General features: G+C 55.7%; 11 protein-coding genes. 1 reads left to right on the top strand and 10 read right to left on the bottom strand.

The features are described from left to right. Positions 1-7: 7 nt before the first annotated feature. Genes IPH75_13780 through mraZ form a run of 4 tightly spaced genes read right to left on the bottom strand, consistent with a single transcriptional unit; the run spans position 8 to position 3,983 of the window. Positions 8-2,083: a PASTA domain-containing protein gene (locus IPH75_13780; protein MBK7143139.1), complete on the bottom strand. Its 2,076-nt coding sequence runs from the start codon at positions 2,081-2,083 to the stop codon at positions 8-10. Next, the gene (locus IPH75_13775) at positions 2,080-2,583 is read right to left on the bottom strand and encodes a hypothetical protein (protein ID MBK7143138.1); all 504 of its coding nucleotides are present in this window, start codon (positions 2,581-2,583) and stop codon (positions 2,080-2,082) included. The genes IPH75_13780 and IPH75_13775 overlap by 4 nt, the downstream gene beginning before the upstream one ends. 1 nt (position 2,584) lies before the next feature. Beyond that, the gene (gene rsmH / locus IPH75_13770; protein MBK7143137.1) at positions 2,585-3,529 is read right to left on the bottom strand and encodes a 16S rRNA (cytosine(1402)-N(4))-methyltransferase RsmH; all 945 of its coding nucleotides are present in this window, start codon (positions 3,527-3,529) and stop codon (positions 2,585-2,587) included. After that, positions 3,510-3,983: a division/cell wall cluster transcriptional repressor MraZ gene (gene mraZ, locus IPH75_13765; GenBank protein MBK7143136.1), complete on the bottom strand. Its 474-nt coding sequence runs from the start codon at positions 3,981-3,983 to the stop codon at positions 3,510-3,512. The genes rsmH and mraZ overlap by 20 nt, the downstream gene beginning before the upstream one ends. A 1,912-nt stretch (positions 3,984-5,895) precedes the next feature. Here mraZ and IPH75_13760 point away from each other — a divergent pair. Continuing rightward, the gene (locus tag IPH75_13760) at positions 5,896-6,669 is read left to right on the top strand and encodes a T9SS type A sorting domain-containing protein (GenBank protein MBK7143135.1); all 774 of its coding nucleotides are present in this window, start codon (positions 5,896-5,898) and stop codon (positions 6,667-6,669) included. Here the strand turns inward: IPH75_13760 and IPH75_13755 are convergent. From IPH75_13755 to lnt, 6 genes are read right to left on the bottom strand one after another with little or no spacing between them, the layout of a single operon-like run. Then, positions 6,662-7,528, bottom strand: a complete 867-nt coding sequence (locus IPH75_13755; GenBank protein MBK7143134.1) for a glycosyltransferase family 2 protein — start codon at positions 7,526-7,528, stop codon at positions 6,662-6,664. The genes IPH75_13760 and IPH75_13755 overlap by 8 nt on opposite strands. Next, complete coding sequence (locus IPH75_13750; protein MBK7143133.1) at positions 7,525-8,757, bottom strand: hypothetical protein; 1,233 nt, start codon at positions 8,755-8,757, stop codon at positions 7,525-7,527. Before IPH75_13750 ends, IPH75_13755 begins: the two co-directional genes overlap by 4 nt. Positions 8,758-8,759: 2 nt before the next feature. After that, positions 8,760-9,827 (bottom strand): glycosyltransferase, encoded by a 1,068-nt coding sequence (locus tag IPH75_13745; GenBank protein ID MBK7143132.1) that lies wholly within the window; start codon positions 9,825-9,827, stop codon positions 8,760-8,762. Then, positions 9,827-10,747, bottom strand: coding sequence for a GNAT family N-acetyltransferase (locus tag IPH75_13740; GenBank protein MBK7143131.1), 921 nt, complete (start codon positions 10,745-10,747; stop codon positions 9,827-9,829). The genes IPH75_13745 and IPH75_13740 overlap by 1 nt, the downstream gene beginning before the upstream one ends. Beyond that, positions 10,744-12,975, bottom strand: coding sequence for a T9SS type A sorting domain-containing protein (locus IPH75_13735; protein ID MBK7143130.1), 2,232 nt, complete (start codon positions 12,973-12,975; stop codon positions 10,744-10,746). The genes IPH75_13740 and IPH75_13735 overlap by 4 nt, the downstream gene beginning before the upstream one ends. Continuing rightward, positions 12,939-14,447, bottom strand: coding sequence for an apolipoprotein N-acyltransferase (gene lnt, locus IPH75_13730; protein MBK7143129.1), 1,509 nt, complete (start codon positions 14,445-14,447; stop codon positions 12,939-12,941). The genes IPH75_13735 and lnt overlap by 37 nt, the downstream gene beginning before the upstream one ends. Positions 14,448-14,526: the final 79 nt, after the last annotated feature.

The raw sequence follows: 14,526 nt of genomic DNA, 5'->3' as shown, positions 1-14,526 counted from the left end.
GCACCCTTCAGATCGATTGACATTCCACGTTGACCGGCACTTTGGGATCGAATGGCTCCCCCGCCGCTATTGACGTTGCCACCACTCGCCCGGTCCCCCGGATATGGAATTTCGCGCCGACATGACTCAGCAGCGCCGTAACTTTCTTCACCGGCAATCCAACCAGATCCGGCATCCGCATCACACTGTCCGCCGGATTGGTGACAAGGGCGACGACCTCGTCGCCCTCATCCACTTTACGGTCGGGTGGAGGGTATTGCCAAACTACCGTCCCCTCATCGGCGGTGCTGCGCAACGTGATCCCTCGTACTTCCGCAAGCTGCGTCGCAGCCTCCAGATCCCGACCGACAAAATTCGGAAGATCCACTGTCACACGAACACGTCCCGACCTCGCCGCCAGAGTCCTTTCCGGCAGCGTTATCAGGTCAGGATTTAGCACGGCATATCGTTCGACAATCCGGCGAAACGTCGGCCCCGAAGTCAACCCGCCGTAATGCATCGGCTGCGGATCGATCAATATTACCGCACCCGCTACCGTCGGATTGTCATAAGGGAAAAAACCACCAAACGTCGCCGCATATTTATTCTGGAAGTACCGCCCCGTCTCCAGGTCCGGCAATTGCGCCGTCCCGGTCTTCCCGGCGATCTCAACTACCTTGGAATTGACCGCTTTGGCGGTCCCCTTCTCCACCACTCCGCGCATGAACGCTCGTAATGAATCAAGTCCCTTGTCGACTACCCGATGCAGCACTTCACGCTTCTGCTCTTCCACCACATACCCCTGGTCATCAACATACCCGAGGATCAGGCGCGGCCGCAGTAACTCACCGTCATTCGCCACCACTCCGATCGCCGAGGCCAACTGCAACGGCGTCACCGCCACGGCATGCCCCATCGCCAACTGCGACACCGTGAAATCATTCCATTTGGGAGGCGTGAACAACTGACCCGATGCTTCTCCCGGCAATCCGCACCGAAGTCTCTTCCCGAATCCAAATTTCTTATAGATGTCAAACATCTCTTCCGGGTCGACCGTGATCGCCCACTTGGCGATCCCGATATTCGATGACACCTCGATGATCTCGCGGAAATTCATCAGCCCGTGCCGCTTGTCATCATGCAGCACTCGTTTCCCGACTTTCCAGGCGCCGTTCTCGCAATCTACCAATGATGAATAACTCACATCGCGGCGATCCAGTACTCCTGCCGCCGTGAAGATCTTGAATACCGAGCCCGGTTCATATTGATCGCTGATCGCGCGGAGTTTGGTCGGCTTCTCCGGATCCTTCTCCAGCGGATCATAGTGAGCCATCGCCAGGATATCCCCGTTGCGCGTATCGATGAACACCGCCATCCCCTGCTTCGCATTAAACGAATCGACCGCGTGGGCTAACTCGCTCTCGACGATATCCTGCAACCGCCAATCTACCGTCAACACGACCGATCTCCCCGGAGTCGGCTTCAACAACGCCGCTTCTTCGACCCGGTACGTATTGCGCAGTCCGTCGCGACGGATATCCGCATACCCTTCTTTGCCGGTCAACATCGAGTCATACGCCAGCTCGAAACCTGACTGCCCCTTGTTGTCGATATCCGTAAACCCGAGGATCTGCTTCCCCACTAATCCGAGTGGATATGCACGGTGACTGTCTTCACGAAGGTGCAGTCCGGGCGGATTGTCTGCTGCCACCATCTTCGCTTCATCATCCGCGAGACGGCGCTTTATCCAGCGGAATTTGCGCGGCTCCAGCTTGAACTTCTGGACCGCCTCGCCCCGGCTCAATCCCAGGAATTTCTCGAGGTATGTCGCTACCGAATCAACTTCACTGACATCATTCGGATAGGCATATAAAGATGATACGATCACGTTCTTTGCTACGAGAGCGCCGTAACGGTCGTACACCATTCCCCGCTCGGCCGGGATCGTGATCGTCCCCGTCGACTGCTTTTCGACTATCGATGCGTACTTTTCGCCCAGATACAACTGCAGGTGCGCCAGCCGCCCCGCCGCCAGCAAAAAGAAAAAGATCACCAGGGCGAAAATCACGCGAAGACGGATATTTTCCTGCCGCGTCCGCGTCATCGGATATCCTTCCGGCTCTCGATCGAATCGAATTTGATCGGTCGAAGTTCACTGGAACCGGCGCTCGCTTCGCTCATCACCGGCATAAAATCTGCCACCCGCTTTATCGATGACATCACCGCCGCAAATTCGTCGGTGCTGTCCTTATGGATCACTTTTTCGCTCTGCAACTGGATCGTATACAGACGGTCCGCCGCGATCGGCTCCAGCCCCAGCGATTCCGCCGCACAAACCGAAATGCGCGTGGCACGGGTCAGCCCGGCAATATCCATCTGCGCCTTTTTGGTCTCATCCACCATCAGCGCATTCTGTCCTTTCAGCGCATCCACTTCCTGGACCAGGTGGATCACATGCACCCGCTGCCAGATATGTATGCAGGCCACCAGGATCAGCGTCGCACTGATGACCGCTATGCCGAAATGACGGTGCTGTCGGATCCGCGTCACGAACCCCTGCTGGAACTCAACTGTCTCTTTGAATTTCCGGACCGAATCCGCCATGCTACAGCCTCTCCCCCACTCGAAGTTTGGCGGAACGGGCGCGCGAGTTCGACGCGATCTCCGCCTCGTCCGGCTCTATCGGTTTCCGCGTGATCAATTTCATGGTCGGCGTCCGATCGCACTGACAAATCGGTAACCGCGGCGGACAAACACAGGGCGGATTCGCCTTTTGCTGCAAAAACCGCTTCACCAGCCGGTCCTCCAGAGAATGATAGGAGATCACCGCCATCCGACCGCCCGGCGCCAGCAAACTGTACGCCGCCGGAAGCACCGCCTCCAACTGCTCCAGTTCACCATTCACTGCGATCCGAAGCGCCTGGAAAACCCGCGCGATCGATTTGACCTGATGGGGGGGATGAATGACCGAGGAGACAACCGATGCTAGCTGAGTGGTGGTCCGTATCATCTCTCGCTGTCTTTCCTTGACGATCGCCCTGGCCACTCGCGCGGCCTGTTTCTCTTCTCCGTATGAGCGCAGCATCTCGGTCAACTGCCGCTCACTGCTCTGCTGTATCAACTCCGCCGCCGTCGTTTCCGATGACGGGTCCATGCGCATATCCAACGGACCTTCCTGTCGAAACGAGAACCCCCGTCCCGGATCATCGATCTGTCGCGATGATACTCCGAGATCCAGCAGGATCCCCGCAAAAGCGCTATCTGAAAACTGCTTCGCCACCTCGGCGAGATCGCCGAACGAAGCCTGAATGATCTGATGTGATTGTTTGAAGTGTGACAGTTCGTCGGTCGCGCGGCGGATCGCTTCCGGATCCCGGTCGATCCCGTACAGTCGTGCGTGAGCGCCCAACGCTCCGGCCAACCTTTTCAGGTGACCTCCGCCCCCCGCCGTCAGATCGAGATAAGCCCCCTCACGATCTGTGATCAATAGTGAGACCACGACATCAGCCAAGACCGGCTGATGATACCCATCAGGTTCGTTCGCGGTCATCGCCCATGAACAATCGTTCCGCTACTTCCTCGTAACTGCGGGTGTACTGCTGCTTGTAATACTGGTAGCGCTCAGGATTCCATATTTCTACCCAACGGTTCACACCGATCACCAGCAACTCCTTCTTCAGCCCCGCCTCCGCCACCAAATGCGATGGTACCAGGATGCGGCCGTTTTTATCCGGAGCCACAACCGTGGCCGCTGCATAAAACTCGCGACTGAAAAAGCGGAAATCCTTTTGTGTGAAACTGAGCGATGCCAGGCGGTTCTGTATCTCTGCCCACTCCGGCTCCGGATATAGAGTCAAACAGCCATCCAGACCTTTGGTCAGGGTGATGTTCCCATCCAGCAGTGGCTCTTCGGACATCCCCCGGACCGACCGTAGCTTCGCAGGCAACGCGAAACGCCCCTTGTCATCGAGGGTCGTTTGGAACTGTCCACAAAAGCCGGTCAAGAGAAATCCTCCACTTTGAACCACTAATACCCAGAGTTAGCCTTATTTATCACTTTTCTCCCACCACTGTCAAGATATTTCTTCCCCCGTATTAGAAAAAAGTTCAACCTTAAACCTTTATCGTACATCGAGAAATCACCGATTAAAAACTCAAAACCGGCAAACCGCTTGCCACTTAGCGGCCAAGAGACAATCTCCACTTTTCCACAATCTCAAATTCGGCTCCCCGCCAAACTTGTAGTCACCCCCCTACATTCCGTGGCCATCCCCAATACCGATTTGCTATTCCAGAGAATTCCCACTTAGTGCCCGAAACTGAACCTCTTTGAAATCAACCGTTTATCCAGCTCTTCACCGACCAAACGACTCCCCAATGGTCCGGCATCCGGCATGCACTCTAGAGCGTCGGGTTCAACCTGAAACAGGGGTACACGGTGAAGAGAGAGCTTTTGAGTCTGTTGTTGGCGATGGTTACGGGAGTGACCGGAGCCTCGGGCGCGACACTGCTGATCGATCAATCTGCGATCCAATACAATTCCGCCGATAGAGTTTTTTCGTACAGCGACTGGCCGTCCATTTCGCTCGGCGCCAATGGTTCTTTTGCCGCTCAGCGATACTTGATCGAACTACAGTCAGACGAATCGATCGCCGACATTCGCTTCACCGCCGCCGAACAACTGATGATTGCAGATTTGACCTTTGTCGAAGACTCCCCCACTTCCGACTATCACACCTATGATCCGGCGATCATTCGTCAGGGCTACCCGACCCTCACTTCACCCGGATCAGTGCAGGGAGAGATCGTCCGCAACGGCACTCGTTACGCTGACATTCTTCTTTTCCCCTATACGAACAGCGCCGAAAGCATACTCTCTCTCAACAGTTCCATCACGATCACGGTCGGTGACCGCGAGATCGATGCCGCCGCGCTTCTCCCCTATTCGTCGACCGATCACCTGTTGCAGCAGTCGCCTGATGATGGCTCTTCTGCGCCGCAGTACCTGATCATCACTTCGCAGGCGATGGCCCCTTCGCTTGAGCCGCTCAAGCAATACCGTATTGCGACCGGCTACCATGCGCGCATCGTCACTGTTGAGTCGATTCTCGCCACCTCCGCCGGCGTTGATCCGGCCGAACAGATCCGTGAATATCTCAAAGCCAACTACGCCGATCCCGGCAGTTATCTCCTGCTGGCCGGTGATGAAACCGTCGTCCCGATCCGTCTCGCGTACCACTACACCAACCATAGCGACACCGCCATCTCTCCGGTCAACCTGCAGATCTGCGATCTCTATTTCGCCGACCTGAATGGCAATTGGGATCGCGATCACGACAATACCTGGGGCGAACGGCTCGATGATGTTGCGGATATCACTCCCGAACTGTTGGTCGGACGGCTCCCCTTTGATCGCGCCGAGGATTTCCTCGCGTATACCAATAAACTGATCGGCTATGAATCCAATCCCGGCGAAAACCGCGACTGGCTCACCCGCGCTTTTTTCTATTCATCCGACCAGATGCGCGACCTCAACGATGGCCAGCATAACCAGATCGCTTCCGCCTATCCGCCAAACTTCTCACTCGACACCATCTCCGGCGTCGAGGCCGATCGCGGCGATGATCCCGCTCCTTCCAATCTCCCGCCCGCAGAGCTTGGTCAGGTGACGGAGTCCGGTTATGGGATCGTAAATATCATCGCGCATGGCCGCTCCGATGGCTTTGTATTGAAATCCGCCAACTACAACGAATGGCCCAAGACCATCATGCTGACCGAACCGGTCGGCGGGCATGGCGCCATCGCCGATATGACCGCGCAGGGAAAACCCGCTTTCTACTATTCCCTCGCCTGCGACAACACTCAGTTTGATTGCGACCAACCCTATTTTAATGCCCCCCTAACTTCGCCCAGACCTTGCTGGCCGATCCAAACGGTGCGGTTGGATTCGTCGGCCACTCGCGATGGGGTTGGGTCGGCACCAGCTATATGCTGCAACAGGCATTCTTCGACTCCCTCTTCGCCCATCCCGATCGCCCCGCCGTCCGGGCGATGTATGGCGCGAAAAGCGCGCTCTACTTCTATCGCGACATGGTCTATGGCCTGAATTATCTGGGCGACCCTGCCCTTCGCGTTTATCAGTCGATCCCCGCCACCGCGACATTCGCCGCCGATCTGGATGACCCGAAAACAGTGATCGTCACTGCGGACAATCAGCCGCTCGCCAATTGCGAGGTCACCCTTTCCATGGCAGACAGCCTGATTGAATCAACGATCACCGACCTCTCCGGTCGCGTTACCTTCACTGCCGATCTCGACCCGTCATTCATCTACAACATCTCGGTGGTGAAACCCGGCTTCACTGTCAGCCGTGGCTACCTGAGCGGCTCGATCGTCACCGATGTCGACGATAACCAACCGCTCCCCGGATCATTCGCTCTGGCGCAGAATTATCCCAACCCGTTTAATCCGTCGACCCAGATAAACTTCTCGCTCCCTTCGCGGGCCGAAGTCTCACTCACGATCTACAACCTTCTCGGACAGGTTGTGGCCGTCCCCGTCAACTCTGAGATGGCCGCTGGCGACCATACGGTCATCTGGAATGCAGAGAATCTCTCAGCCGGAGTATATCTCTATCGATTGAACGCTGGAGTTTTTTCTGAAACGAAGAAGATGCTACTGCTTAAGTAGCTTTACGTCGAGATAACAGAAGCGCCGGGATTACACCAAGCAACAAAATCAGCCCGGTCAGCCAGAGCGCCGGGCGAAGATACCACGGATTGTATTTCGCCAGATAGCGATACATCGATTTGTGCGACTCCCACTTCATTTTGAGCGGATACCGCCGCGTCGACCCTCCCACATAATGCTCTATCACTGCAGACGGATAGTATAACAGTCGATACCCCGCGTCACTGACCCGCCGACAGAAATCCACATCATTGAAAAATATCGGAAACTGCTCGTCGAATTTCCCCACCCGCTCGATCACTTCACGCCTAATCATCAGCGCCGCCCCCATCGGCTGATCGACTTCCAGTTCGCTCTCATGATCAAACCAACTCATCTTCCATGATCCGAACTCTTTGTGACGGGGGAAAAGCTCCGAGAGGAGCAAGAACTTGTACCAGACATGGCGGATCCCCGGGAAGCTCCGCGCCGACTGTTGCGTCACGCCATCAAACCCGACAAACTTCGGCCCGACTACCCCGAGCGACTTGTCACTCTCAATTTTGGTCAGTAGCGCAGCGATCGCCCCTCTCTTCACCCGAATATCCTGATTGAGCAAAAGAATGTAATCGGCGGTCGATCTTTCTATCCCCTGATTGACCGCCTTCGCGAACCCGAGATTCTCCCCATTGCGAATCAGTATTATCGACTGATACTCTTTTGCGATATACTCCGCCGAACCATCGCTTGACCCATTATCGATCGCGATCACCTCATGCGAGATCTCTCGCAGATCTTCACTCAATGTCCGCAGGCAATCCGGCAGAAACCGCATCCCCTCCCAGACTATCAGCACCACAGATAGCTTCGGCCTGCTCATCCAAGCCGCCTCAGGAGCTCCGCATACTGCTCTGCTTTACGCGGCCACGCGTGCACCATCGCATACTCCGGCATCGGCTCGATTCTCAGTTCGCCCGCTCGATATTTCCTTACCAGGGATTCAACAACCCTAACGGCTTCATCTTCGCTTTTCTCCCCAAACAGACAATGTTCCGATTGCTTCACCTGCAATGCCAGCTCGCTCCCCGCGCCTGCATACGCCAGTATCGGTCGTCCCGATGCCAGCATATCAAAGACCCGCGAGGTTGTCGCCCCCGACAACTTTTCCGACAACCCAACATACATCATGGCACAGGACGACAGTATTCTGACCGTCTCTTCGCGCGGTCGCACCCCGTACATCTTCACGTTCTCGACCAAACCATACTTCGTCGCTAGTCCCCCCAGCCAGTTTTTGTCGACATCCCCCACCTGCAGAATCTCAATCTGCTCTTTCCCGACACTTCCGCTCTCAATTACTCTCTGCACCACCCGTAACAGCGGCTCAACCGGCATCTCTTCGGAAAATCCCCCGAGCAGCCCGATCGAGAATTTTTCGCGATCAGTCGGTACTCCCCATCCCTTGGCGACCTCCGGATCAAACCCATTACTGATCACTTCCCCTCTCCCCAGATAGTCGACAATCGTTTTATTCACCCCCACCAGCGCCGAGACTCCCTTTACTATTTCCGCCTTGAGCGCTTTCCCCTTCGCCATCATCCCCTCATTCGAGTATGCAGTCTCAACCGGCGCCACCGTCCAGGGATCTCTGAAATCCGCCACCCATTTGATTCCGCACACTTTCGCCAGCTTCATCCCCACCAGATGCGATGATATCGGCGGCGAGGTAGAGATGATCGCATCGTATCCATGCATCGCATGCAACTTTTTTCCCAACCGCACTGCCGCATTCACCCAACCAACCTTTGAATCCGGAAAAAGCGACTCACCGACTTTCGAACCGCGCGCGATCGTCTTCGGATTCACCTCCCGTATCCCCAGCAAATACATCAACCGCTGCGGATCGCGACTCCCCGCTCGAAAGATCTTCTTCCGATCCAATCCCTCCAACAGCTCCGGCGCATATTTCCGATACGCCACCGGCTTGACCGTCAGCACATGACAATCATATCCATACGCCGGAAGGTGCCTGAATAGATTCAGCGGACGGCTCACCCCCGCCAGCCCGAGCGGCGGAAAATAGTAGCAGACCAACAACACGCGCGGCATCTCTACTTCTTCCTCACCAGCGCGCGCATCTCCGCGACCACTCGACCGATATTCTCCTCGAACACCGCCGTCTTTTTGATTCGCTCAAGATTCGACCTGCGCATCTCGTCAAAATCATTCTTCGAAAAAATTATCCCGCGTATCTTCTCCCGAAGCATCTCCTCATTGAACAGGTCGTACACAAACCCATGCCCGACTCCCAGCCACTCTTTCACTCCCGGGATATTCGGCGCTACCGGCACCAACCCGATCCCCATCGCTTCGATCAGCGAAACCGGCGATGAATCCGTCGAGGCCGCCGACAGATAGACATCATGCGCGGCAAACAGCTTCATCAGGTCGCTTCGCTCCAATCGATCGTAATACTTGATTCCGGAGTTGAAACTTTTGTCGGCGAGTAATCTGAATAGCCCGGCATCCGGCCCGAACGAGGGAAACGTCAACTCCACCTCTCCTGCCTGTACCAGCGGTGCCAGCGCTTTGACAATAAACTGATTGTTGTAAACCCGCCCATGCATCCGCGGCACTAATATTCGAAGCGGTCTCCCGCGATGATAATCAGATTTGTGAAAAGACAGATATTTTCGCTCGATCCCCCATGGCACCACGATCGCTCGCTTCATCGGCATCACCCGCTCTGCTTCGGCCACCAGATGATCCGAATCCCCGATTATCAGATCTGCATCCCCCAGGGCGTACGCCGTCTTGCGACGGTGAAAGATCGACTTCTTCGGCACGACCAGGATATCCGACCCCCAGATATGCGTGACGATCGGCGCATACTTTTTCGCTCCCGCCAACGCCGCCGTGAACCCATACCCCGACACATAGTGCGGATTAATGATATCCGGCTGAAACCGTTTGATCACCGCATTCACTTCGGTCGAGGCCAGCACATAGTGCAGCGAACTGAATGGCCCCCGCTTTCTCAGTTGATGATACGTGATCCGCCCATTCTCCAGCGATGCGATCAGCACAAAGCACCCTTGCCGCCGCAATTCCGCCGCATATCTCTCCGTATGAAATGAGGCGACATCCGCCAGCAGCAACACCCGCATCCGCTCAGCCATCAGCCGATCCTCCCCAGCAAACTGATTCGCTCATAGCACGGATATCCGATCGTCCTGCCTCCCCACTTCTCCTTGTAGACCTTCACCCCCTCAGCATCGTCCGGCGTCGCACCCATATTCAGAAACCGTACACCCACTTTGCGTAAATCCATCGCCGCATGGTACATCATCGCCTGATTCGCCTTAAGATGAGAAAACGCTTTATCCAGATAGATCTGCCAGTTGAGCGCGGTCTCCCCTTCGATCAAGTAGATCTGCGAAACCACCGGCTTCCCGTCATGCGACAGATAATACCAGCGCACCCGATCATCAATTTCCGCCAGCCCGGCCAGTCCATTAAAAAACTCGTCCGAGTATTTCTGCCCTCTCCCATGTCGTTTTTCGGTCGACTTCATCAATGCCAGAAACCCACTCAGGTCGCGTGATCGGTCGAGTCTCCCGATCGTCACTCCCTCCCGCTCTGCTTTGCGTATCTCCGAACGGAGACTCGCATCCGGCGGCTCCCAGTCCTCGGTTAACTCGATCAGATGCGTACTGTGCATCGTCACCGACATCCGCACCATCTCCCCCAACTCCCGGAAATAGTCGGTCAGATGAACTCGCGCATAGCCGGCCTTTGAAATCGCTCCAAGCATCTGCTCCTGGCTGTCCAGCGATGTTTTGGTCTGGTCTGAACGTATCATCCGAAGATACAATCCGTCCGGCGCCGCCTGGAATCGCGTGAATGGTCTCCCCCGAAACTCCACTCCCGGAAGCATCGCTTCGATCTTCCCATTCTCCTCCATCCGCCATACCACAACTCTCCCGCCTACCGTTTCCCAGAGCCTGAGGAACGGAAGCGAACCGAGAAGTGAGCTGGTCTGGAGCAGGGCCGACTGTTCGGACGGCAGCTCCGCCGACATCAGTCGTTCGATCTTCATTGGTTGTTGATAAGCAGGATCTTGCCGCGCGTTGATACGCCGGTTACATCGGTCAGCACGAATATATAGACACCCGAGGCAACCTGTTCGCCTTGGTTATTTTTCCCATCCCAGGAGGTGGTATTGATATTATCCCGCACCACCGCTCCGGTCAGGTCGTGGATCGACACCACATATGGCCGTGTGAAATTGAACCGCACCCGGTCATTGGCGTCGTCGATCACGAACGGATTGGGATACGCAAATACCGAATCCAGCACCGCCGTCGGATCACCGATCTCCGAGAGAAGCACCGATATCCCTGACGAGGTCCCAAAGTAGACATCCCCTCTCGCCTGGTCGACTGTCACCGAGCGAACATCGTTGCTCACCAGTCCCGAGTTAAACATCGTATAGGTGGTAAAAACTCCATTGGTACGATCGCGTCTCGCCGCCCCGTCTTTGGTCGCCACATACATATTCCCCCGTCCATCGAAATCGATATCCGTCACATCCGAACTGATCCCCTCCGGAAGGTCGATATCCACGAAATAATCGATCCCGATATCGTACCACGAGATCCCGAAATTCGTCCCGACATACAGTGTCGTATCCGGCGCAAACTCCACCGTCCGTACCGTGTTCGAACGAAGAAACCGATTCTCTTTCGTGAAATGAACACAGTCGACAAAGTCATCGGTCAACCAGTCACCGCTCCCGCCATTACGACACCAGTAGATTCCATCCCCTTCCGTCCCGACCGCCATATTCCCCGGCGCGCAGGCGATCGAGGTCACAAATGTATCCATCAGTCCGTGTGGCGTCCCGATCGAATCCCACGCCGATGGCGTATCTATCTGATCCATCCGGCAAACCGCCACTGGATGTCCATTTAGTGCGCGATAACAGGCGACAAACAGATACTCCCCATCCGTCGCCATCCCTTCCACCACCACATACGTTCGACCCCGGTCACCGTCACTATTGCCGCGCAGAGTCGAATTGTTTTCATCGAAATTCTTGATCGAGTCTCCCGAGACTCGCCACATCCCGTTGCCGAATGTCCCGACCCAGAGATCGCCGGATGAATCCGCCAGCGCCGAGATCGCGCCATCCGAGGCTCCCGGCTGAAACGGCTGACTCCAACTGGTGCCGTCGTAGAGGCCGATCTGCTGTTGGGTCAAAGCGGAGACCACCTCACCCGAACGATTGATCGCCACATCACTGACATTATTCCCCGGCGCGCCAGTGAACGCGTACGAAGCAAAACTCCCACCCTCGTTCTGGTAGATCGGTCGATTCACCAGATCAACCCAACGATAACTCCCCGTGTTAAGACCGCTCTTGAAATTCTGCGTCGGGAGCCCGGTCAAATTGATCCGGCTGTTGACGCCATCCTTCACCACCGCCAGCCCGCCGCTGTAATACATGAACAGCGTGTCGTTTTCAACCTTGAGATCGTTGAAGACCGAATCACGGCCGATCGTCAACTCTGTGAACGTTGTGTCGCCGATCTCTCTATCCAATCGAAGTGCCGAGCGCTCAGTCCCGACATAAATATCCGATTCAAACGCGGCCAGACGGCTCATACTGCCGGTCCCCAAGACCGGGAAATCATTCGGTCCGAAGACTGTCCAGTTCGAGGGGGCCTTCAGCGCGACCGGATCGCTTTTGTCCGCCACCGCCAGCCCGCTCGAGGTCGCCAGCCAGATCGTGTCACCATCCAGCACGATATCATACACCACCGCATCCGGGTTCAGATCACCGAATTGCGTGTAGCTATCTTCTATCTGTCCGCCATCATTCTGCTTCGAAAAAAGCACCAACCCTTTGCCCGTGCCGACCCAGAGAAATTCTCCGTCATCCGCCAGCGCATACAACTGGAACGGCTTCCCGTCATTATCATAGAACGGATACAATTGCGAATCATCCGCGCCGAGCATCGCCAGTCTCCCCAGTCCGGCCACCCAGAGACGGTCATCCGCATCTTTCACGACATCATAAATGGAGGTTGTCCCGAGACCGTTTAGATTGGTATAGAGACGAGGAAATGACTGCGGATCGGCCGCCACCAGAAGTCCCCCGGAGGTCGCCAGGTAGACCGAATCATCGATCAGCTTCATCCGGTTGACCTCGGAGAACGAGGTCAACGTCACCCATCGATCCGCGGCCGAAGCATCTTCCGATACCAGACCACCGAGTGCGATCAGCGCTAGCGCGAGGAACGTCGTAATTTTGACAGCAACCATACTCCGACCAAGATACATAATAGGGACAGCATTGTCACGAACGCGATTCGACCGGCTATATCCCCCCGCCGGGTGAAGAAACTGGTCTCATCCAGAAGGTTCACCTTCCCCACCAACGCCGCCACCGCATTCACCGGCAGACTCTCCCGCACCCGGCCGTACGGATCGACCACATATGACAACCCGCTATTGGCCGAACGCGCCATCCAGACCCGATTCTCCACCGCCCGGGTGATGAACATCCGGCTATGCATATGGATACCAATCGAGGTCCCGAACCAGGTATCATTCGTTATACCCACGATGAAGTTCGCCCCATCCAATATCATCCGGCGCGTCACTTCCGGGAAAGTCGACTCAAAACAGATCAGCACCCCATACTGGGCATCCGGAAGCGTGAACAAATGTATCGAATCCCCCGGATGATAATCCGACCACCACTCCACCCCCATATCCTCAAGAAATTGCAGATGCTTGAATATCACTGCCGGCCGCATGAACGGGAAAAACCGCTGATACGGCACCTGCTCGGAGAACGGCACCAGCTTGACCTTGTCGTACCGCTTTTCGATCCCACCTTCGGGATTAAACTGGTAGCAGGAATTGTAATATCTGATCTCAGTTTCGACCGTACCCGAACCCAACGCTCCAACCAGATGATAGGTGCCGGTCTCTTTTGCGGTGGAGGATACCATCCCGCGGCACCATCTGTTCGAGGCCACATAACAGGGGACCGCGCTCTCCGGCCATACCACTAACTTCACCGGCTCGGTGATCGTTTTACTCAGAGAATCATACAGCTTGGCGCTATACCCTTGATTCTCCAACTCCCACTTGATATCCAGCGGGACTGATCCCTGAAGCACCGCCACCGGATACTTCCCCTCAGTCGGATACGCTTCCATCTCGGCCCAACCCCACAAAAGCAGAGCGACCACAATCAGAATCGCTCCAAACGCCGAAGTGAGACGACGTTCCGCCGACAACTCCTTTCGGAACGCCAGCCAGACCAGCATATTTCCGAACAGGATCAACAGCGACAACCCATGCACCCCGATCACCGCCACAATTTGCAGGATGTACAGGTAATACCCCTGTGTATAGCCAACCTGCGACCACGGAAACGCTATCTCCCCCAGTGTCCGGAAATACTCCATCCCGACCCATAAAAACGGCGCCGCGGCTATCCCGATCCAAGGCCTGAAACGGTACAACGCCGAAAACGCCACGAACACGCCCGTATAGTAGAATGCGACGATCGTGATCGCCGCCATCGTTCCGGGGAGTGTGACCGGAAATATCCAGTAGAGAGAAAAGAGAACGAAGAAGAAGCTGTAGAAGTACGAGGCAGTAAACGCCTCTCGCCCCGAAAGCTTACTGATTATCCAGAATGGCCTGACGAGCGATATCCACGCGAGAAAACCGAATATCCCGGGATAATACGCCAATGACAACAGAAACGCCCAGACCATTAACTCCAGTCTGCGTTTCCGAATCTCGATCTCTGGCGGAAGAAGAAACCGTTTGAGTTTGCTAAACAGCGACGTCAGT

The sequence above is a fragment of the bacterium genome, from assembly GCA_016708025.1.
GTDB lineage: Bacteria > Zixibacteria > MSB-5A5 > GN15 > FEB-12 > FEB-12.
The sequence above is the reverse complement of the archived record's forward strand: the minus strand, read 5'-3'. Positions and strand labels throughout refer to the sequence as shown.